General features: G+C 47.6%; 20 protein-coding genes. 10 read left to right on the top strand and 10 right to left on the bottom strand.

Annotated features, from left to right (window positions below; all coding sequences use genetic code 11):
- Nucleotides 1-108: 108 nt before the first annotated feature.
- The 4 genes from OSH01_RS10120 to OSH01_RS10105 form a co-directional block, all read right to left on the bottom strand.
- The gene (locus OSH01_RS10120) at nt 109-318 is read right to left on the bottom strand and encodes a cold-shock protein (RefSeq protein WP_266123981.1); all 210 of its coding nucleotides are present in this window, start codon (nt 316-318) and stop codon (nt 109-111) included.
- A 178-nt stretch (nt 319-496) separates the two neighbouring features.
- Nucleotides 497-649 carry a hypothetical protein gene (locus tag OSH01_RS10115; RefSeq protein ID WP_266123980.1) on the bottom strand — a complete coding sequence of 51 codons (153 nt, stop codon included), beginning with the start codon at nt 647-649 and terminating at the stop codon, nt 497-499.
- Between the two features lie 104 nt (nt 650-753).
- Nucleotides 754-1,584 carry an IclR family transcriptional regulator gene (locus tag OSH01_RS10110; RefSeq protein WP_266123979.1) on the bottom strand — a complete coding sequence of 277 codons (831 nt, stop codon included), beginning with the start codon at nt 1,582-1,584 and terminating at the stop codon, nt 754-756.
- A complete protein-coding gene (locus OSH01_RS10105) occupies nt 1,565-2,356 on the bottom strand; it encodes an IclR family transcriptional regulator (protein ID WP_266123978.1) in 792 nt (263 codons plus the stop codon). Before OSH01_RS10105 ends, OSH01_RS10110 begins: the two co-directional genes overlap by 20 nt.
- Before the next feature lie 87 nt (nt 2,357-2,443).
- Between OSH01_RS10105 and OSH01_RS10100 the strand changes: the two genes are divergently transcribed.
- The 5 genes from OSH01_RS10100 (at nt 2,444) to OSH01_RS10080 (ending at nt 9,155) form a co-directional block, all read left to right on the top strand.
- Entirely contained in the window at nt 2,444-3,610 is a 1,167-nt protein-coding gene (locus OSH01_RS10100) for an acyl-CoA dehydrogenase family protein (protein WP_266123977.1), read from the top strand.
- A gap of 46 nt (nt 3,611-3,656) precedes the next feature.
- The gene (locus OSH01_RS10095; RefSeq protein ID WP_266123976.1) at nt 3,657-4,622 is read left to right on the top strand and encodes a Bug family tripartite tricarboxylate transporter substrate binding protein; all 966 of its coding nucleotides are present in this window, start codon (nt 3,657-3,659) and stop codon (nt 4,620-4,622) included.
- Nucleotides 4,623-4,838: 216 nt separating this feature from the next.
- Entirely contained in the window at nt 4,839-6,014 is a 1,176-nt protein-coding gene (locus OSH01_RS10090; protein WP_266123975.1) for an acyl-CoA dehydrogenase family protein, read from the top strand.
- Between the two features lie 29 nt (nt 6,015-6,043).
- Nucleotides 6,044-7,033 carry an acrylyl-CoA reductase family protein gene (locus OSH01_RS10085; protein WP_266123974.1) on the top strand — a complete coding sequence of 330 codons (990 nt, stop codon included), beginning with the start codon at nt 6,044-6,046 and terminating at the stop codon, nt 7,031-7,033.
- Between the two features lie 10 nt (nt 7,034-7,043).
- Nucleotides 7,044-9,155: an acetate--CoA ligase family protein gene (locus OSH01_RS10080; protein WP_266123973.1), complete on the top strand. Its 2,112-nt coding sequence runs from the start codon at nt 7,044-7,046 to the stop codon at nt 9,153-9,155.
- Between the two features lie 123 nt (nt 9,156-9,278).
- On the opposite strand, the gene OSH01_RS10075 is transcribed toward OSH01_RS10080, so the two are convergent.
- Nucleotides 9,279-10,058 (bottom strand): AraC family transcriptional regulator, encoded by a 780-nt coding sequence (locus OSH01_RS10075; RefSeq protein ID WP_266123972.1) that lies wholly within the window; start codon nt 10,056-10,058, stop codon nt 9,279-9,281.
- A gap of 418 nt (nt 10,059-10,476) precedes the next feature.
- On the opposite strand from OSH01_RS10075, the gene OSH01_RS10070 reads away from it, so the two are divergent.
- The 5 genes from OSH01_RS10070 to OSH01_RS10050 all read left to right on the top strand — a co-directional run bounded on the left by OSH01_RS10070 (nt 10,477) and on the right by OSH01_RS10050 (nt 16,736).
- On the top strand, nt 10,477-11,430 hold the full coding sequence (locus tag OSH01_RS10070) for a proline racemase family protein (RefSeq protein ID WP_266123971.1): 954 nt from the start codon (nt 10,477-10,479) through the stop codon (nt 11,428-11,430).
- 3 nt (nt 11,431-11,433) lie between these two features.
- The gene (locus OSH01_RS10065; RefSeq protein ID WP_266123970.1) at nt 11,434-12,681 is read left to right on the top strand and encodes an NAD(P)/FAD-dependent oxidoreductase; all 1,248 of its coding nucleotides are present in this window, start codon (nt 11,434-11,436) and stop codon (nt 12,679-12,681) included.
- Nucleotides 12,682-12,729: 48 nt separating this feature from the next.
- Nucleotides 12,730-14,208: an alanine/glycine:cation symporter family protein gene (locus OSH01_RS10060; RefSeq protein ID WP_266123969.1), complete on the top strand. Its 1,479-nt coding sequence runs from the start codon at nt 12,730-12,732 to the stop codon at nt 14,206-14,208.
- 635 nt (nt 14,209-14,843) lie between these two features.
- Nucleotides 14,844-16,091, top strand: coding sequence for a hypothetical protein (locus OSH01_RS10055; RefSeq protein ID WP_266123968.1), 1,248 nt, complete (start codon nt 14,844-14,846; stop codon nt 16,089-16,091).
- A gap of 123 nt (nt 16,092-16,214) precedes the next feature.
- Nucleotides 16,215-16,736: a hypothetical protein gene (locus OSH01_RS10050; protein WP_266123967.1), complete on the top strand. Its 522-nt coding sequence runs from the start codon at nt 16,215-16,217 to the stop codon at nt 16,734-16,736.
- 212 nt (nt 16,737-16,948) lie between these two features.
- On the opposite strand, the gene OSH01_RS10045 is transcribed toward OSH01_RS10050, so the two are convergent.
- From OSH01_RS10045 to OSH01_RS10025, 5 genes are all read right to left on the bottom strand, one after another.
- Complete coding sequence (locus tag OSH01_RS10045; RefSeq protein ID WP_266123966.1) at nt 16,949-17,428, bottom strand: DUF2514 family protein; 480 nt, start codon at nt 17,426-17,428, stop codon at nt 16,949-16,951.
- Entirely contained in the window at nt 17,407-17,859 is a 453-nt protein-coding gene (locus tag OSH01_RS10040; protein WP_266123965.1) for a lysozyme, read from the bottom strand. The genes OSH01_RS10045 and OSH01_RS10040 overlap by 22 nt, the downstream gene beginning before the upstream one ends.
- Nucleotides 17,849-18,064 (bottom strand): hypothetical protein, encoded by a 216-nt coding sequence (locus OSH01_RS10035; protein ID WP_266122865.1) that lies wholly within the window; start codon nt 18,062-18,064, stop codon nt 17,849-17,851. The genes OSH01_RS10040 and OSH01_RS10035 overlap by 11 nt, the downstream gene beginning before the upstream one ends.
- Before the next feature lie 98 nt (nt 18,065-18,162).
- Nucleotides 18,163-20,076, bottom strand: coding sequence for an acyltransferase family protein (locus OSH01_RS10030; RefSeq protein WP_266123964.1), 1,914 nt, complete (start codon nt 20,074-20,076; stop codon nt 18,163-18,165).
- Between the two features lie 110 nt (nt 20,077-20,186).
- On the bottom strand, nt 20,187-20,499 hold a 313-nt coding region (locus tag OSH01_RS10025; protein ID WP_266123963.1), incomplete at its 5' end, for a hypothetical protein.

Genomic DNA, 20,499 nt, shown 5'->3' with positions numbered 1-20,499 from the left:
TATGATGCAAACTGTTACCATCAAAAAACAAAAAACCGAACCCAATGTTTCAAAGGGTTCGGCCTTCAGTGATCAGCGCTATGCTTACCTAACAGGCAAGCAAAGGGGTCAGATAACTTGGATTTGTGTAGCTGCTGGGCCTTTTTGACCGTTAGCTGCTACAAAAGATACGCGTTGATTTTCTTCAAGAGACTTAAAACCTGTCCCTTGGATTTCAGTGTGGTGCGCGAAGAGGTCTTTGCCGCCATTCTCCGGTGAGATAAAACCGAAGCCTTTTTCGTTATTAAACCACTTCACAATACCGATTTCTGTTTTCAATGTAAAAGTCCTAATTATTCCAGGGAAACATTACCCTATGGACACTATCCCCTGTATTCCACAATATAGATAGCATTGTTACAAATTAGTTATTTTATGCCCACCGTTATAGAATCTTGCTGTCCCTTTAGAGCTCAGCAAATTTATTGTTCGCCGACGCGCATCACAACAGGGGCTTTTAACAGTTTCCTTTCTTAGCTTGCCCCGGGGGACAAAACCCACCGGAACGATGATGACTATCAGGATCCACGATCACTGAGCCACGCGGGGTGTGAACTGCACAGGCCGACAAGAAGGACAGTAAAACACCTACCAGTAGCGCTTTCTTCATGACAACACTCCTTTCTAATTACCGCTGATATTTTGCATGAAACCACTAAACTTGGCGCTACAAGGCGTAACCGCCATCCTTTATTGGAAGTCAACATTCAAATACTAGCTCTGCAAGACTCGTTCAAGGCTTCTAACCAAGTCAATAAGTTGAGGACCTATCTGAGCCTGTCGTTCTTTAAATGGGCCATCTTCAACGGGTACTCCGCAATTAAAGACGAATAAACTTGAATCGATCGGCTTACTCATTGGAACGGCAAAGCCATAGGTATCGGGGTTCCAAGCTTGTTCGTTGCTACAAAAACCTTCCTGCTCAAAGGCAGCATAGGCTTGGTGGAAACCGTCTAGGTGGTTCAAGTAGTATTCCGGCTGATGTAGACGCACTCGATTCAGGACGGACGTTCGCTCATGGCAACTGACCTTCGACAACCAAGCTCGCCCCGCGGCTGTCGTCAACAGTGGGAGCTGCGAGCCAATATCTGGGTGAGTGGGCAGAGCATTGTTGTACCTTGCGGTTTCCACATACACCATATGCAGTCGATCAAACATCACCATAGAGACAGCGCCATTGATTTGCGTAGCTAGGTTCATCATCAGTGACCTAGCTACCTGACGGATCTGCATACTCGCCAACAAAGGGTATCCTAAAGTCAATACAGCGGGCGCCAAGCGATAACGCCGACTATCGGGGGCACGACGCAAATAGCCCAAAGCAATTAAGGTATGAGTCAAACGCACAACAGCACTGCGCGACAATCCTGTGCGTTCAGCAAAATCCTTGTTGCCCAGCGAGTATTCGCCTGCCTTAAAGCAGGCCAATATATCGATAGCACTGGCCAGAGTGCTGGCAAACTGCCTGTCTACGGTCGTAGGGCTTTCTGCTAAAGGGCTGGCTACAAGCGTTCTTTGGGCTGCCTTAATGGGCTTCGCGTGCATCGAATGCTTCCTTGACTAGAGTTATCATCTCTACAAGTTTGACCCCAAACTCATCTATTGAGCGCCCACTTAGGCGCGATACTGGAACACCGCAATTGAAGATGAGCACTTCGCCCTCTATCGATTGAACCCAAGGGGCCGCTACCGCTTGCACATCAGCAAGCCACTGACCACGACTGACACAATAACCATGCTGCGCATATTCCTGCTTAGCTAAATGCCATGTGTCATTAAAACGCCGCGCATCACAAAGATGAACGTCTTCTTGCGCATGCACCTGTTCAAGCGTCGCTACGATACTTGGACCGAGAGTGTCGTCGATTTGAGTTAACCAGGCCTTGCCCATAGCAGACACCAGTAACGGCAAACGTGCGCCAATATCGGGGCGAAACGCAATCACGTCATGCCCCCGACAGGTTTCCACATACACCATATGGCCCCGATGATAGGTGCCTAAGGAAACAGATCCGCCCGACTCATACGCCAATTGCTGCATGAATGGCCGCGCTATTTGACGCAAGGTCATATTAGCCAGCAGCGGATACCCCAGCGAAAAAACTCCTGCACCCAATCGGTAACGTCGTCCATCCTCATCACAGGTGAGCAAGCCCTTGAGCATCAAGGTATATGTCAAGCGCGAAATCGTCGCTTTCGACAACCCTGTGCGTAGTACCAGCTCTTTATTCGTCAGCGCTGGCTCGCCGGCGCGAAAACACAGAAGCACTTTGAAACCATTGTCTACTGTTGTAGCGAACTGCCTAGAATTCAACATAGCGAAACAAAAAATTTAATATACACAACACGATGATAATCTAATTTAAAACTATTGCACTAAAACCTCACCAACAAAGCATTGACTATGATTCGAGACAACGCATCTTTTTCCGAGTTTTTGAGCACGTTACGTCGTTTCGTACGTACTGAGCTCATTCCTAACGAGCAGCTCGTCGCCCAGCAAGATCATGTACCTGAAGATCTGGTACAAAAAATGGCTGAGCAAAACATGTTTGGCTATTCCATTCCTGAACAATATGGCGGCTTGGGTTTAACCACCGAAGAGCTCGTTCTGGCCGCCATTGAGCTATCCCAATGCTCCGTCGCCTTTCGTGCGCGCGTGGGCACTAACACAGGGATAGGTTCGGAAGCGGTGGTCGCCGATGGCACGACAGCGCAAAAAGCTCACTACCTGCCAAAACTAGCTAGCGGAGAACTGACCGGCTGTTTTGCGCTGACCGAGCCCGATGCGGGATCCGACGCTACGTCATTGAAAACGAGTGCCGTACGTGATGGGGAGCACTACATTCTGAACGGGACGAAATGCTTTATCACCAATGCGCCCATCGCCGGTCTATTTACCGTGTTGGCCCGAACAGACCCGTCACAGCCCAAGGCAAAGGGAATATCAGCCTTCCTCATTGAGCGTGGCACGCCAGGACTTACCGTGGGCAAGCCCTACGAAAAAATGGGCCAAGAAGGATCGCCAGTATCAGAGGTTTACTTTAACAACTGTCGTGTGCCGCGTAGCAGTCTTATCGGCGGCCAAGAAGGCCAAGGCTTTAGCACTGCAATGAAAGTGCTGAACAAACAACGAATCCATTTGGCCGCTCTATGCATAGGACCAGCTATCCGTATGCTCGATGACGCTATCCAATTTGTTGCCAATCGCCAGCAATTTAAACAACCCTTGATGAACTTCCAATTAGTTCAGGCCATGATTGCAGACTGCAAAACCGACATTGAAGCAGCCAAGGCATTGATCTTACAAACGGCGCGCCAGCGAGATGACGGAGAAGACGTGACCATGAACGCCTCGATTTGCAAATACTTTGCGTCAGAAATGTGTGGCCGGGTCGCTGACCGTTGCGTACAGATGTTCGGCGGTTACGGATATATCCTAGATAACTCGGTCGCGCGCTTCTACCGTGATGTCAGATTATTTCGTCTGTACGAAGGAACCAGCCAAATTCACCAGTTGAATATTGCCCGGCTAACACTTAACGCTGCCGGTTACCCCTTGGCACGTTAAGTGTGCTGACCCTACCAACCTATTATAAAACCACAGGAGACTCAACATGCTACGCGGAAACCTACTCGCAGCAACCCTCGCATTTGCCAGTATTATTTCACCGGCTAGCGCAAAGGACGATTACCCCCAACGCCCCGTGACTTTAGTCATACCTTTTGCTCCGGGAGGATCCACCGATATTCTGGGCCGACTACTAGCCGAAGAAATGAGCAAGCGTCTGGGTCAACCGGTCATTGTTGAAAACAAAGCGGGGGCTGCTGGCAATATCGGCGGCAGTTACGTTGCTCGCGCCAAGCCTGACGGCTACACCTTAATGGTTGCAGCGGCTGGCCCTACCGTCATCAACCCAAGCCTATATCAAAACATGCAATTTAGCCCCGTGACGGACTTAGCCCCCATCACGGCACTGACTCGCGAGCACAACGTAATGGCTGTGAACGCCGCCACACCTATTAACACGCTCGAAGAGTTTATCGCCTATGCCAAAGAGAAGCCCGTTACCTTTGGCTCACCTGGCACCGGCACGCCCAGTCATCTGTCTGGCGAGCTGTTTAATCACATGCAGGGCCTAGATATGACTCATGTTGCGTATAAGGGCTCAGGCCCTGCAGTTGTCGATTTATTGGCTGGCCATATTACGGTCATGATCGACAATATGCCGCCCCTAATGGCTTACATACAAAGCGGCGCGCTGCGACCTATTGCTGTCCCCAGTCCAGAACGCTCCGCGGCTTTACCTGATACGCCGACTTTTAAAGAGGCCGGAGTAGACGATTTCTCCGTGATGGCTTGGAAAGGCTTGATGGCTCCCGCGGGCACGCCCGATAGCATCATTCAGAAACTATATAGCGTGAGCACCGACATACTCGCCACGCCCGCCATGCAAGCTCGTCTGACAGAACTTGGGGCGGAGCCGCACGGCAATACTCCCGAAGAGTTTGCTCAACAAATCAAAGATGAAACCCAATGGTGGGCGGAGCTGATTGAACGCACCGGTACCACGCTGAACTAAAGGCCACGGGTGGAGCGCATGACTCCACGCCCTCCACATCACTCACACCCTTCCTCTATCACGTGATCAGTCTCGTGATGAGGAGTTCTGACGCTCGCATTTTCGAATACATTGCGAATGATTTTGTAGCTAGCTGCCTATCCAACGCAGTGAAAATGACCTCCAAAAACGGTGTGCGACGGTCAACCACGTCAGTAGTAGTATAGGGATTAAGACATGAACAATTGTACAGCAAGCACTAACACTCACTTAGACGAACTACGCCAAAGAGTCAGGAAATTTGTCGACCAAGTAGCTATCCCTTTAGAAAACCAAGCTATAGAACGAGATATCGATAAGCTTGATGAAGTCACTCTCAGCCTGCGAACACAAGCAAGGCAGTCTGGCATTTATGCTCCTCAGCTACCCAAGGAGTGGGGAGGCCTAGGCTTGAGCTGGGCCGACTGTGCGGTTATTTTCGAAGAGGCTGCCCGTGGTTTGCTAGGCCCGCTGGCCCTAAACTGCGCCGCCCCCGACCAACCTAATATGTGGCTATTGCTTGAACTAGGCACTCCACAGCAGTTGGAACGTTACTTAGGCCCTTTAGCGACCGGTCAAAAACGGGCTTGCTTTGCCATGACAGAGCCTGCCCCTGGCGCGGGCTCTGACCCAAACATGTTAACGACACACGCAGAGCGGACCGACGGCGGATGGCTGCTGAGCGGACACAAAACTTTTATTAGTGGTGGCGTCAAATCGGACTTTGCTATTGTTCCAGCCCAAACAAACGAAGGGGTTACCTTATTTATCATTGACACAGACGTACCCGGGTTTGAGGTCGTACGAGATGTTGGCATGGTCACCTCTTATCAAATTGGAGGACATGCAGAAATTCAACTACGCGACTGCTTTATTGATGATGCCCAGGTACTAGGCCAAATAGGTGCAGGATTTCAGCACGCGCAACAACGCCTTGAGCCCGCACGCCTGGCACACTGTATGCGGTTCATTGGTCGTGCCAGCAGAGCCCTCGAACTTGCACAAGAGTATGTCTCCACCCGACACTCCTTCGGTCAGTTACTGTCCGAAACACAACAAATCCAAGCCATGGTTGCCGACTCGCATATCGACCTACACGCCAGTCGCCTGATGACTCAGCACTGCGCGCAACGTCTAGATGCAGGCGTCTCGATTCGCCACGAATCAGCCATGACAAAAGTATTTGTATCTGAAGCCATAGGACGCGTGACCGATCGGGCCGTGCAGATGATGGGGGCCTTAGGCGTGTCAGACGACACACCCGTATCGGCCATCTGGCGCGAAGCACGTCCATTTCGTATTTACGATGGCGCCAACGAGCTGCATCGTGCCATGCTGGCACGCCGCGTTTTCTACCGTCAACTTCATCCCTAACTCAGCACTGTACACAGGTGTCAAACACAATGACTTCTTTTACTGCCTTACGCTTACACCAGAGCCGCACCCACACACAACCAGACTGTAGGATAGAGACCATCAACTTAGATGACCTCAGTAAAGGTGATGTTGTTATTCGCGTCGCGTACTCTAGCCTCAACTACAAAGATGCTCTGGCCTATGCAGGCCGTGGCAAAATCGTGAGTGATTACCCACGAGTCACGGGTATAGACTTTACCGGTTACATAGAAACCTCATCTAATGAGATGTTTAAACCTGGCGACAAAGTCATCGTCCATGGTTTTGGGGTTGGAGTGAATCATGACGGCGGCCACGCTCAGTACGCGCGAGTGCCGGCCAACTGGGTGATGCATCTACCTCATGGCATGGACTTACTAGACGCTTGTAGCCTAGGAGCAGCTGGCTATACCGCAGGGCTTGCGCTGCACTGGATGGAGCAATGCGGTCTCACCCCACAAAAAGGCGAAGTCGCTGTGACAGGTGCAAGCGGAGGCGTCGCTAGTCTTGCTATCGCCATGCTGACCCACCGAGGCTATCGAGTATGCGCCATCACCAGCAAAACTGACATGGCGGATTACCTCAACGACTTAGGTGCTGAACGCGTCGAGCTTACACCGGATTTTACCGAAAACCGTCCACTACGCAGTGCTCAATGGGCGGGAGCCATAGATAGCGTTGGCGGAGACATGCTTGCTTGGTTACTTAGCACGGCACAAGCAGAAGGAGTTATCACCGCCTTTGGCAACGCGGGAGGCTTTCAACTACCGACCACTGTTTATCCCTTTATCTTACGAGGCGTAAAGTTACTCGGCATTAATGCCAATAGCCCCATGCCTCTACGCCAACAAGTGTGGCAACGCCTACACAGCGACTACCTACCTCCCAGACTGCAAACGATCCGACGCGTGATTTCACTGACAGACTTACCACGTGCCATGGAAGCCATGCTTTGCCGTAAAACACATGGACGAACGATTATTGACATGACTCTTTAAGCTCAATCCAATGAACTCACCTGACACACTGAAAAAGCTATTCGCCCCGCAAAGTATCGCCATTGTTGGCGCTTCAGAAACAATTGGTAAAATTGGTGCTATACCTATTACCTTGCTCAAAAAGTACGGCTACCAAGGAGATATCTACCCGGTTAACCCCCGCTCCCACACGATTCAGGGCTTGGACTGTTACGCAAGTCTAGCTGATATACCGACCCCTATCGACTTAGTCATCATTGCTGTACCCGCCCAACACGCATACACCGCGTTGGCGAACGCACGCCCCGGCATGGTAGCAGGCGCTGTGTTATTTTCATCTGGATTTGCAGAAATTGATGAGGCTGGCCGCATTGAGCAAGAACGTCTGAGTGCACTCGCCCAAGAGCGAGGCATACGCCTTCTAGGCCCCAATTGCCTAGGCTTTATGAACATCCGCGAAAATACGTTTGCTACTTTTTCACCTGTTGCGATGAATCATCAGATACCAGTTGGAAATATAGGCGTCGTGTCACAGAGCGGCGCTTTTGGGGCCTATGCATGCAGCCTAATGCTAAACCGCGGCATGGGACTTTCCAGTTGGATCACTACCGGCAATGAAAGCGACATAGATGTGGCCGACTGCATTGCTTTACTCGCGGCTGACCCCCACACCGACGTGATTATGGCGTATTTAGAGGGCTGTCAGGACGGTGAGAAACTTAAACGAGCGTTCATCGCTGCTGATCAAGCCAACAAGCGCATTGTCATCACAAAAGTCGGTCGTACTCAAGCTGGGGCTCAAGCTGCCGCCTCACACACTGCAGCCCTCGCCGGTGACGACGCCGTCTACGATGCACTATTCCATCAATACGGCATACTGCGCACCCACTCCATCGACGAGTTTTTCAATGTTGGCCAAGCGCTAAGCGTATGGAGGCATCCAACTAGAAATACAGGTCTAGCAGTGATGTCCCTGTCAGGCGGAGTCGGCGCACTCATGGCAGACGATGCACAAGAAATGGGCCTAAGCTTGCCAGCCATGCCAAAGCAAGCTCAAAACCGCCTGCTGCAACGAGTCCCTTTCGCTGGAACACAGAACCCAGTTGACGTCACAGGTCAAGCAGTGTCTGATCCCACCCTATTTAGCGACACCGCTCATGACATGCTGTCATCAGGCCAGTTTGGGGCTTTGGTTGTGTTTTTAGCCGCGGCTGGGAGTAGTGATTCTTTCTGGCCGCACATCGAACGCTTTGCTGAATCCATGCGTGCATCGTACCCTGACATCCCTTTTGCTCTGGTTGCTTTACTGCCTGAGCCGCGCCGCCGCGCACTGGAAAAACTAGGGTGTCTCACCTTTACTGATCCCAGCACCGCCGTACGCACGGTGGGAGCCTTACTTAAACGCAACCAGAGCATCTCCAGCACACCACCTTCTATCTCGTCAACTGCCCTACCTCTTCTACCTACGGATATCACGACATTGAACGAGGTGGAATCACTAGCGGTTTTGAACGAGGCGGGCATACCATCTGCCCCAATTTTGATTGCTCATTCCGCTACTCAAGCAGCCGCTATTAGCCAGCAGCTAAATCGCGCTGTAGTGATGAAAATACTCTCGCGAGATATTCTTCATAAAAGCGATATTGGCGGTATACGGCTCAATATTACTAGTCCGGAGGACGCCATCACGGCCTTTCAGGACATCACGTCAAACGTCCAGTCACACGCTCCCGCGGCCCGAATTGACGGAGTACTGATCGCCCCTATGATCGCCGGCGGCATAGAGTGCATAGCGGGGGTACACCGTGACCCCGTATTTGGTCCGGTGGTGATGTTTGGTCTGGGTGGAATCTTCGTGGAAATCCTGCAAGACACTAGCTTTCGCTTGGCCCCCTTTGACGAGACCGAAGCCATAAGCATGATTCAAGAGACACGCGCCAGCCAGATCTTGGCCGGGGCCCGAGGGCGGGCTCCCGCTGATATTGAGGCTTTAGCCAAAGCACTAGCATGTCTATCCCAGTTAGCCTATGCGAGTCGTGATCAAATTGAATCCATCGACATCAATCCACTTGTCGTGCTTGAGCAAGGCCAAGGTGTGGTCGCGCTAGATGCCTTGGTAATGCTGTCGAGTCCGACAGTTTGAGTAATAAACAGCCATGAAACGTGAGACAGGCCACTAGGTAAAACACCTTAAGCCTGTCTCGCAAGCTAACGCAGTCAACAACAAAGCCACCTAGCTGAGCTTTAAAAATATTTATAACTACTATTATTTATACATCATATTTTTAAAATCAGTAGGCGACATCGTAGTCAATTCTTTAAACTTTCTGCTAAACGCACTATGATCGCTATACCCGCATTCGGCGGCTATTTCAGTGATAGAGAGCTGATTTCGTAACAAATCAATAGCAAGTTCCAAGCGCTTTTTCTGAATAAATTTCTGCGGCGTGATTTGAAATATATCTTTAAAATATCTATTCAATTGAGACGTAGACATTTCCGCCACACTAGATAATTCCTTTATTTTTATATCTGAGCAAAAATTCTCATCTATGTAATTCTTTACCAATTTTAGTTTGGTATTTATGTTTTGACGAATTAATCGTTCCTCTTGCAGATCAACAGAAATACCGACTACCCCCACCATTTCCCCAGACTCTAAGGAAACAGGCATTTTTGTCGTTAGACACCATCCAAGCACACCTGAGCTATAAGAATGCAACTCTAAACGGTTAACTACCGCCCTATTCTTACACATTACCTCCTCGTCTTGTTCACTGTATCCCAACCCAAGATCATAATGATACACCTCCTCTGATTTTTTCCCAATTATACTTTTCACGCATTGCATCCCACATCTTTTTGCAAGGTTATCATTTACTAGCAAATAACGAGCATCCGTATTCTTCACAAAAAAAGTTAAATTTGAAAGCGAGTTAATTAATGGCATGATTACATTTACATAGCGCAAAAAAGCATCCAAGCTTTCAACGTGACAAATATTTTTTGTATGGCTTATATAAAAAACATCACTTATTGCCAACATGTCTCATTTTTCCTATTGGTAAGTTTCTACCTGTACACCTTCACTTGCAGCATTAAAACATCATCAGAAACTTATGTTTATTAGCCATTATGTACCTATCGGTCAGCGCACACTAACGAGAAGCTAGAATATCTTGAACTAGTCTCCAACACAGGACACGTCTATATCCATTTTTGTAGAACGCTAAGAGGTACGACGCAGCAATCAGAAAGCTAAGCACTATACACGCTAATCAGTACGTCTCCAGTCGCGCTCAGGGCGCGTAGCGTAGAAAAGTTACCTATGACTGCATTAGCCCGACTAACTTGGGCACTGACTGTGCTAAAAAACGCACTTTTTCCCCTGTATACGTTCAAGACCCACACTAAAAAAAACGGCACACTATTCAACATTAATTGTTTGAATTCAAGGTGCTAATATGGACAATAAATATCATAGCATTCGTGTTATTGATTCACATACAGAAGGCGAACCTACACGCTTAATCGTTTCAGGCTTCCCCGAGTTAAATAATAAAGCATCCATTAGCGAACGCTTAAACACACTAAAAAACGATCACGATCAATGGCGCAAAGCCGTTATGCTAGAACCCCGTGGTCATGACGTATTAGTCGGTGCTTTACTTTGCAAACCTAACAATCCACAGGCCACAGCAGGGGTTATTTTTTTTAACAATGAAGGCTATCTGGGCATGTGCGGCCATGGCACCATAGGCTTAATGGCGTCTTTACGCTATTTAGGCTTAGCTCATCCAGGCGAACATCTAATAGAAACCCCGGTAGGCGATGTAAAAACAACGCTCCACTCAGATAATAGCGTCAGCATCCAAAATATTTATTCTTATCGTTACAGAAAGGACGTAGAGGTAGACGTTCCATCATTAGGAAAAATTAAAGGCGATATTGCTTGGGGTGGAAACTGGTTCTTTCTTGTTAATCAGCTGTTGGGTGATATCCATCTACATAACGTTAAGCAACTGACAAGTATTTGTTTGGCAATAAAGACCGCATTAGCAGAGCAAAAAATAACGGGCAAGAATGGAGCAGAAATTGATCATATTGAACTTTTTCAAGCAGACCAAACAGCAGACAGTAAAAACTTTGTCTTGTGTCCTGGTGGTGCCTATGACCGCTCTCCGTGCGGCACTGGAACCAGTGCAAAATTAGCCTGCTTAGCAGCAGACAAGCTTCTAAAAGAAGGTGAAATATGGCGTCAAGCCAGCATTATCGGCAGCCAGTTTGAAGCCAGTTACGTCGAATCCGACTCTCACGGCATTATTCCTACTATCAAAGGGACAGCCTATATTTGCGCTGACAACACCTTACTGATTGATGGCAGCGACCCATTCAGGTACGGCATTTTTTCTGAATAAGTCATGAATAAAATCAATCAAATGACTGTTATTGGGGGCGGCATTATTGGGCTTAGCGCAGCACTACGCTTACAAAGTAAAGGCGTCCAAGTTTTAATTTTAGAAAAAAACACAATTGGTTCAGGGGCCTCATTAGGAAATGCTGGTCACCTTGCTATGGAGCAGGTCTACCCAGTCGCCGATCCAAGCATCCTAAAGACTCTTCCTAAAATGCTGTTAGATCCTTTAGGACCGTTGCGGGTAGATTGGCGTTACCTATGGCACCTTATGCCGTGGATGCTGAAGCTTGTCGGCAATATGCGTCCTATGCCGTTTCAACGAATACACGAAACACTTACCAGCATGAATGCCGAAGCCTATCCGGCCTGGGAAGCATTTATCAAAAAATGGCAATTGAGTGATTTAGTACATATTAAAGGCTCATTACTGGTGGCAGAAACCGAAAAATCACTTGCCAAGCTTAAAAAACATGGCCAACAACTATGTGCAATTGGTGTTGAAAATGAGTGGGTATCAGCTAAAAATCTTCAAGAGCGTGAGCCAGCCATTTCCGCTTCGCAACTGGGGGGATTGTTTTATCCAAATACTGGGCATGTAGTCGATATAAAGGAACTTATCAATCAATTAAAAAATAAATTTTTACTGCTAGGAGGGAAAATTGAAGAGGAAATGAATGTCAAAGCCTTATACAAAGAGACAAACAACCAAGTACGCATAGTTAGTGATGAAAAATATTTTTTATCAAATAACGTACTCATAGCATGTGGAGCATACTCTAAAAAAATAACAGAGATGATAAGCAGAATAAAAATACCTTTGGATACGGAGCGCGGCTATCACCTTATGTTGCCGACAGAAAAATCTCGATTATCAATTCCCATATCTAGTGCTGATCGCAGATTTATCATGACCCCTATGAATTCAGGGCTTAGGCTTGCGGGCACCGTAGAGTTTGCTGGATTAGAACGCCCACCAAATATGCAGCGTGCGCTGAACTTACTCAGCCTGGCGAACCCCATGTTTAAACAAGCATTAGACACTGAAGGCAATACACCGTGGATGGGATTTAGACCCACCCTACCTGACTCCTTACCAATTATAGATAGAAAAGATAACGTTTATTTTGCTTTTGGTCATCAGCACTTAGGACTAACCCATGCTCCCTACACAGCAAAGATTATTGAGTCATTATTTTTTAATAAGCCGCCATCACTAAATTATAAAAACCTATCTATTGATAGATTTTTATAAAAAATAAACAAAAAATAAAAACCAAACACAGAATCAAAGGAGATATCAATGGAAACCATTGTTAACATATTAGTTGGGTATATCTGGGGCACTTCACTAGTGATATTGGCTTTAGGAGTAGGGCTATATTTCACTATTGCTACACGAGGCATTCAATTTCGCTATTTTTTCACTATGATAAAACTTCTTAGAGAAAATAAAGCCTCGATAAATGGGATTTCTTCTTTTCAAGCATTCTGTTTAGCCCTCGCCGGACGTATCGGGGTTGGTAACATAGCGGGTGTAGCAACAGCCATTGCCGCAGGCGGCCCAGGAGCCATTTTTTGGATGGTACTAATGGGTTTGCTTGGCGGTGCTAGTGCCTGCGTAGAGTCAACCCTAGCGCAAGTGTACAAGGAACAAGGAGATGGTCAGTACCGTGGAGGATCCCCTTACTATATAGAAAAGGGGCTAAAGCTTAAGTACTTTGCCATTTTTGTCGCCGCTGTAATTTGCCTCTCTTATGGCGTTTTAGTACCCGGTATTCAAGCTTATACTATTTCTGACTCGTTACAAAATGCGTTCAATATAAATCCAGAAATTACAGGAGCCATTGTTACCATTTTGATGGCTATTTTGATTTTTGGAGGAATTAAACGTATCGCTAAAGCAGCAGATAAGATAGTACCCGTAATGGCGGTTTTATACTTAATGATGATGTTTTTCATACTAGGTTCGAACTCCGATAAAATTCCAGATATGTTCGCATTGATTTTTAGCAGTGCATTAGGTATGGACGCGGTATTTGGCGGGATAGTGGGTCTTGCTGTTTCTTGGGGTGTTAGGCGAGCTGTTTTCTCTAATGTAGCTGGTGCGGGTGAAGCCACTTTTAGCTCAGCTGCTGCAGAGGTCAGCCACCCAGTAAAACAAGGTCTGATCCAAGCATTCTCTATCTACATAGATACTGTGATCGTGTGCACAGCTACCGGCTTGATGATCTTAATTACTAATATGTACAACGTCTTTCCCGGCAATGCCTCGGTGGCATTAGTGGAATATGTACCTGGCGTCCAAGCAGGTACCGCATGGACTCAACTTGCCGTATCTACCGTTTTTCCAAATGCTGGCCCTGCTTTTGTCGCAATTGCCATTTTCCTCTTCGCTTTTACCACATTAATGGCTTATTACTACATCGCAGAAACGACTATCGTCTACTTAGACAGAAAATTGAAATATCCAGTTTTAAAGCTGGTATTAAAAATTGTTTTTTTAATCATTATTTACTTTGGCAGCATTCAATCGGCAAACTTAATGTGGGGACTAGGCGACATTGGCTTTGGCAGCATGAGCTACCTTAACTTTATCGCTATATTATTTCTATCCAAACCTGCTCTACGAACCATCAAGGATTATGAACGACAAAAAAAGATGGGCTTAGACCCTATCTTTGACCCTGATGTCGCAGGCGTGAAAAATGCTGATATCTGGAAAGAGTTAAGCAGAAAATATAAGGATAATGACAAAACCAGGAATCCCTCAAAGACTTAATATTTAGCTTTATGGGTGGTTCTGCCATGCCCAATAAGGCATGGCATTTTTTACTTCTTTTGGTAAACACCACAGTGGTAAAGGCATTTAGCTTGTCATCATTAGTGGCTATCTAAGCCTGCCCTCGTCCCGACGCGTCATGTTTAATCCTAATGCGGCGACTTTCTTTACACCCAAACTCACCCCAAGAACGATACCCAACAAACGAGCTGACTACCGGGGTCATATCAAACACAAAAATGGCCTACAGCGACAAATGCTGTAAGCCATCGATTTACTACTTAAATTTGGTCGGAACGGAAGGATTCGAACCTTCGACCCCTTGCACCCCATGCAAGCAATCAAACCACAGCCCATTGATTTAAAACAATAAAAACAATCTACAATTGACTATAAAGGCTCATAAGCGCCCACTTAGTACCAATGATATTCCACAAATCCCCACACACCCAAACCCTATCTACATGCGCGAAATACACAGCCCGCCACCGAGCGGGCTTTTTTTGTGTCTACTGCTTTCCATATACGAACAATCAAATGAGCTTGGTTGTAAACGGCCTTATTCGAAACTTTATTTTACACCGCACTGTAGCTATTGGTAGAGTGGATAAAAACAATACCCCGGAGCCCACAAAATGCTATCACTACTAGCCCCAGATATCACTAAAGAGCTTTTGCTATTTCCAGGTGGCATTCACTGCGTTCGACTTAATGAGGAGAACGTCTATCGAATCATTCTGAAGCTGCCAGTCAACTACCTTCTTCCGATGAAAACAAACAAGGGATTCAAGATATATGTCTCCCCTATTGAGGTCTCTGGCACCTACTCAGTTGGGTTGCTTTGCGCCTTCTTCGATGACCCTGATGCCCCGCTCACTTGCTTGCGTTTTTTGGATCACAGTAGCGATACGTTAGACATGATCCATGCCTTATCGAAGCGCGAGGCTATGATTCATATCTTCGATGAGCAAAACAGGGAGCTTTTGGGCTATTCTGCAGAAATCAAAGTTCCCTTAACATCCAAAGTCCGCCTAGAGCATGCAAACTTAAGCAGCTTAGAGGGCAAAGACCTCAATGCAGCCAGTGAACAAGCGATGATTTGGTTTGGCCTGAGGGATGCCCAAGAAGACGCAGATGCTATTCAAGTCAATTTTACGGCTCCCCTTTTTCCCGAAGACATAATAATTAATGACCTACGCCCGGAGCTACATTTCTATCATGGAAACAAAGGATTTGGATTTACCTCTTTAGAAAGAGAAAATGCAGGCCTTTATCAAGAACTGGACATCATTAATCTCCTCCATCGCGTATTCAAGCCCGAGCAAATCTATCACGCACCTAAACGGTTCTATGACAAGGAAGAGATTGCCGACATTATTATTATCACAGACTCAACCTGCCTGATCATACAAGCCAAAGACTCTCCAAATACAGCGCAGATCCAGAGTCGCACGCTACAACGAAAAAGGCTGGCGTCTATAAAAATGCTCAAGAGCGCGCTTAAGCAGATCTCCGGCGCAGTAAATTACGTGGATACGTACCGCCCTTTCAAAATGTTAATGGATGGGCAGGAGATTTCAATTAATCTCGGAAAGCGCCAAATCCTCTCCCTAGCAATTGTGCGTGAAATGTTCAACGACACATATAACGAATACAGTCAGGAGCTTTTTTCGCTATTCAATACAATCAACTTACCTTGTATAGCACTCGACTACGCGGAGCTGCATAGATATACAACCTACTGCAGTGACGAAGGACGTTTTCTGGGCGCCTATTTTCAAGTCTTCAACTTTGCCCTCTCTAACGGCTGCTTCCCACGCCTTCGTTTCGGCCCAGAAGATGCCGTAAATTGGATGAATGAGCAAGGCATAGATATCAATTGAGGTATGCTCTCCATGAAAACGGTTAAGTACATCTATCATTGGAGAGAGGCTGTCTCTCGAAAAACAAAACAATTCAACGAACGCATCTTCAGCAGCGTGGATTTTCAACAGTAGGTTCAGGCGATGTCTTTTTTAGAAATTTTTAACGTAATCGGCTCTGAGGCCATCCGAACAATTACCGGGCGACTATTTACCGAGGAACAGATCCGTCAAGTCGCAACGCATACTGTCGGCCAGTATTTTAAAGACCTTCTACCTATGTCTACGGATGACAGAGCTGCACGGCAGCGCGTAGAAGAAGCACGAAGCCACATTGAGCAGGCCAGCCTAATTATTTCACAGTTGCAATCTGAGCTCTGCTCGCAAACACAACTGCTCGACAACGTCCTTGAAGAGATCGAAGAAAAAAAGAGATTGGCCTCAAAGTACGAAACGCTTGCAAAAACTGGGCAGGAGCAATTCGCGGCCTTCAAGTCCGAGATGGAAACCGCTCTGCGGCAAGAGCTCACAACCCAATCTGAGAAGGGTAGGCCTGCGCGTCTTGCGTTCTCCGCCTTTCTGTGGTCAATCACACTCATACTCGGAGCAGCCTTAGGGTCTTATTTTAGAGAAGTGCTCGAATGGCTCAGTATAGTTACGGCCTAGTAATCGTTAAAGTCTCTGTCTCTAGCTGGTAGCTCTCGGAAGTGCTTGAGCTCCTGCGTCACATATCCCTTGAGCATCATCTCTGTTAGTGTCAACATAAATCCGTTCAATTGCTGGCCTCTACCTTAATATAGCGCAGCACTCGTAACTGCGTAGCATCTATCGCAGCGTCTGCTTGCCACTCAAACGGCTATTGTGCTGCTGTGCAAGATTCAATGGATCTGCGCGTGAGCATAAGCAGCCTCACACGCTAACCCCGCTACTCTTCGCTTGTCAGCCTCTGCCGCGTAGACTTCCGCCATTTCATCAAGCCCGCCAAGCAGCTCGGTAAACATTCGGATGGAGGTGTCGGCTGCCTCGCGCTCTGCGGTAGCGGTGGCAAGCGCGGTGGCTCGACGATAACGGGCTGCATATTCTTCGGCTGCGCTGCGCACGCGCTCATCAGCAGCACCGCGCTCAGCAATAGCGACTTGCTCAAGCTTTTGTTGAGTTTCACGATCTAACACCTCCATTTTTTCAGTTAATTCACGCTCGATCTTACGTACCTGCTTTTCTGCATGCGCTACAGCGGTCGCGTGTTCTGCCTGTGCCAGTTTGTAGCCCTTGCTGTGCTGCTTGGCTCCGTAAATGTGCAGGCCAAAAAAAAGAGCCGCTGCGACAGCGACTCCAATTACCCCAGACTTGATAGACATACTTCCCTCTCTGCGTAACGTCTACGCTCTAATCCGCGTAGCTTTCGACCTCCTGCATATACCCATCGCGGCAGCTCATTACACGCGCCCGCGTAGTCACCTGCACGCACTTTCCGCAGTAGCGTTGACTGCTGATAAGCCCCTGCCCCCACGTTATAGACAAAGCTTGCAAACGCGATGCGCATACCGTCAGGTAATTGTCGTGGCACCGAGCGATCCACAACGACTAGCGCCTTTTGCACCTCTTGCCGTGTCAACTGATCGCATTTTTCAGGCGTGGCCACATCCCCTAGTTTGACCCCGTGGGTGTAGCCCTCGCAGATAGTCGGTATTCCTACCGGATCCGCATACGCTATCAACGACCTTCCCTCCCATGCTGCTACTAGCGTTACTGCTGCTGCCAGCACACCCCCAGCTATTTTATTTCGCACGATTAAATACCCCTTTTAGCTCTATCCACCGACGCTGCACGCACCCACGGATACGCACCATGGCGATAGTCAGCTCTGGCAGCTTGATCACAATCAGTACCAGCACATACAGCGCCCATAGAATTAGCACTACCTCTTGAAGCGTCCAGCCGTACAGCGCTACTGCTGAGCCCGTTGTCACTGGAAACGCTATGTCGTCACGCATAAAACTTCCTTTACGAGGCATTTGCTACCCCCAATAAAAAAGCCCCGTTAGGGGCTGTAGACGTAAAAAAAGCCGCTGTAACGCGGCTCATACACAAATCATCTGTTCGTTAGGAGTGGGGGCTGGTTCCTAATAAAAAGCTCCCCTAAAGAACTAGATCCATAAACATTCAGGTGGTTGTCATCAAAGTAAACGGGCTTACCTGAATAGATACTCATATAGTCGAAACCACTCAACGCCGCTGAAAGATCAATCCAATATACATTAGGTATCTTTTCAACGATTTTTCTTATAACCTCATTAGCTTGCATATGCAAAGCTGACAATTGCCTATCCACTAGGAGGCCAATCCGGGAAAAATGTTCCTGCCTAAAAGGATGAACAGGCAAGCGAGGAACATCAGAGAGTACATACACAGGAGCTCGCTCAGCCATGCTTCGTAGCGTCTGCTCCAGCCTTGTTAAATACAGCGGGTCTGCGCCTTTCTCAATTAGACCCAATTGATAGGCCCAGTACGAAGCGAAAATTACCGCCTGATAGTCCCCATAGCTCTCCTCTACAAACTCCTTTAAATCAGCACACGGTTGTTGTGCTGATACAGGAAGAAGAGTCTCGTTGAATCCAAATACCGGAGAGCATGAGCTGCCAGTTCTCACCACAGCCGCCCACCCTTCATGCTTGCCAACCACATCGATGAAAGAGTTAAACATCGCCGCATGTGAGTCTCCGGTAACGAGCACGGTTGGGGACAAATTACGATCCCCTCTAACGCACTGACCACTGTCCACGCCATGGCATACATCCGTCCCATAGTTTGCTAACTCAAGACTTTTTGGGGTAACAGGACGAGACGCCTCTAGTTTTTCTGCAACGACATAAACCAACGCGGCCGGTATTAAAAACATACAAATAAAAGCCTTGCCTAGACTAAGCTTTGCCCCTTTTGTATTACGCTCTATCAAATAGTAGGATAGAAAGGCCAACGCAAATGTAAAAACAAATGCATATAAAATCCACTGCCAGGGCAGGCTATAACTGCCGTACACGTATCGCATGAAAGCCAAAATCGGCCAGTGCCATAAATAAATTGAGTACGACAACAAGCCAACCAACGACATAGGTTTCAGGCCCAACCAACGATGTATCGCAGTGCTCCCCCCACCCCCTCCTGCTTGGCCCGAGTAAATAATAAAGGCGGCACCCACACACGGGTATAAAGCATTAACCCCCGGAAATACAGAGTCCCTATCGAGCGTCCAAAGCCCAAGAAAAACAAGAATCGCCCCTGCATAGGCAAGCATGCGCATCCCCAACCTACTTTTCCAGACAGCGAGTAACGCTGTCAGAGAACCTATCATTAGTTCGCCGAAACGAAACTGTAGCAAAAAATAGGTGTTCGCATCCCCCGGCCGCGTGATAAGCATGTACTGTGTATACACAAAACCTGCAATGACGAATAAAGCTGTGAAACCAATAATTAGGTTTTCTTTTAGAGCTCTTAATTTCTCGTTCCACCTGCTGGCCAGAGCATACAACAGCATTAAAAGGAGGGGCCAAACAAAATAGTATTGCTCCTCAATCGACAGTGACCAAAGATGCAGTAAAGGCTTCTCATCGGCGGATATATCGAAATAGCCTTTATCCTGAGCAAAGTAGACGTTAGCAGCAAAAAACACCGCATACCTAGCTGAATCAAGCAACGAATGCAAATCTTCGGGCAAAAGCACCCATGCGCCAACAAAAATACTCGCCAAAACCACAGTATAAAAAACAGGCAAAATTCTTCTTATTCGACGTACATAGAACATCTTTAAAGAAAAATCCCCATTCTCAATTTCACGCGCAATAATACGGGTGATCAAGAAGCCGGATATGACGAAAAAAATATCAACACCGATATATCCGCCAGGCATCCAAGAAGAATTGGCATGAAAAAGGAAAACAGACATAACAGCGATCGTCCGAAGACCATCAATATCTGCCCGATACTTTGATGCTATTGGTGCGCTCACGAGTCAGTAGCCTAGCTATAAAATCGACGAATTATAGCGCTATTGGGCGGCTGGGTATTCCCGAATGATCTCATCAACTTTGTCTGACGCTAAGTTATTAAAAATCGTAGCTATCCCCACCTGCCAATAGCCATCACAGACTGATCGCTCCCAGCCCCCTCATTGTACGCAGCCCATAGCGTCAAAACCGCCATTGTCTTACTCACACTAGATGCCGACAGCCAGCCCCGGCTACTGAGCGGCTGAAAAGACCCCGACACAGCGGGCGGAGCTAAAAATGGCTTGGGGAATGTCCAGTTCAGGTCCGCACTGAATGCAACGCCGTACGCACTAAGCGCGGGTGAGCTAACAGCTCCCCAAGGGAGATAGCAAATCTGAGTGCCGTCTGCATATTTCACATACTCTCCGTTCGCGTTGCTTCCC

This window comes from Alcaligenes endophyticus, from assembly GCF_026344035.1.
Taxonomy (GTDB): domain Bacteria; phylum Pseudomonadota; class Gammaproteobacteria; order Burkholderiales; family Burkholderiaceae_B; genus Alcaligenes; species Alcaligenes endophyticus.
Note: the sequence above shows the minus strand (reverse complement) of the source record. Positions and strands in the feature narration are given on the sequence as shown.

What these genes read in the sequence shown, in the direction of transcription:
- OSH01_RS10115 (WP_266123980.1), bottom strand. Translation starts at nt 649, where the DNA reads ATGAAGAAAGCGCTACTGGTAGGTGTTTTACTGTCCTTCTTGTCGGCC.
- OSH01_RS10110 (WP_266123979.1), bottom strand. Translation starts at nt 1,584, where the DNA reads ATGCACGCGAAGCCCATTAAGGCAGCCCAAAGAACGCTTGTAGCCAGC.
- OSH01_RS10105 (WP_266123978.1), bottom strand. Translation starts at nt 2,356, where the DNA reads ATGTTGAATTCTAGGCAGTTCGCTACAACAGTAGACAATGGTTTCAAA.
- OSH01_RS10100 (WP_266123977.1), top strand. Translation starts at nt 2,444, where the DNA reads ATGATTCGAGACAACGCATCTTTTTCCGAGTTTTTGAGCACGTTACGT.
- OSH01_RS10095 (WP_266123976.1), top strand. Translation starts at nt 3,657, where the DNA reads ATGCTACGCGGAAACCTACTCGCAGCAACCCTCGCATTTGCCAGTATT.
- OSH01_RS10090 (WP_266123975.1), top strand. Translation starts at nt 4,839, where the DNA reads ATGAACAATTGTACAGCAAGCACTAACACTCACTTAGACGAACTACGC.
- OSH01_RS10085 (WP_266123974.1), top strand. Translation starts at nt 6,044, where the DNA reads ATGACTTCTTTTACTGCCTTACGCTTACACCAGAGCCGCACCCACACA.
- OSH01_RS10080 (WP_266123973.1), top strand. Translation starts at nt 7,044, where the DNA reads ATGAACTCACCTGACACACTGAAAAAGCTATTCGCCCCGCAAAGTATC.
- OSH01_RS10075 (WP_266123972.1), bottom strand. Translation starts at nt 10,058, where the DNA reads ATGTTGGCAATAAGTGATGTTTTTTATATAAGCCATACAAAAAATATT.
- OSH01_RS10070 (WP_266123971.1), top strand. Translation starts at nt 10,477, where the DNA reads ATGGACAATAAATATCATAGCATTCGTGTTATTGATTCACATACAGAA.
- OSH01_RS10065 (WP_266123970.1), top strand. Translation starts at nt 11,434, where the DNA reads ATGAATAAAATCAATCAAATGACTGTTATTGGGGGCGGCATTATTGGG.
- OSH01_RS10060 (WP_266123969.1), top strand. Translation starts at nt 12,730, where the DNA reads ATGGAAACCATTGTTAACATATTAGTTGGGTATATCTGGGGCACTTCA.
- OSH01_RS10055 (WP_266123968.1), top strand. Translation starts at nt 14,844, where the DNA reads ATGCTATCACTACTAGCCCCAGATATCACTAAAGAGCTTTTGCTATTT.
- OSH01_RS10050 (WP_266123967.1), top strand. Translation starts at nt 16,215, where the DNA reads ATGTCTTTTTTAGAAATTTTTAACGTAATCGGCTCTGAGGCCATCCGA.
- OSH01_RS10045 (WP_266123966.1), bottom strand. Translation starts at nt 17,428, where the DNA reads ATGTCTATCAAGTCTGGGGTAATTGGAGTCGCTGTCGCAGCGGCTCTT.
- OSH01_RS10035 (WP_266122865.1), bottom strand. Translation starts at nt 18,064, where the DNA reads ATGCGTGACGACATAGCGTTTCCAGTGACAACGGGCTCAGCAGTAGCG.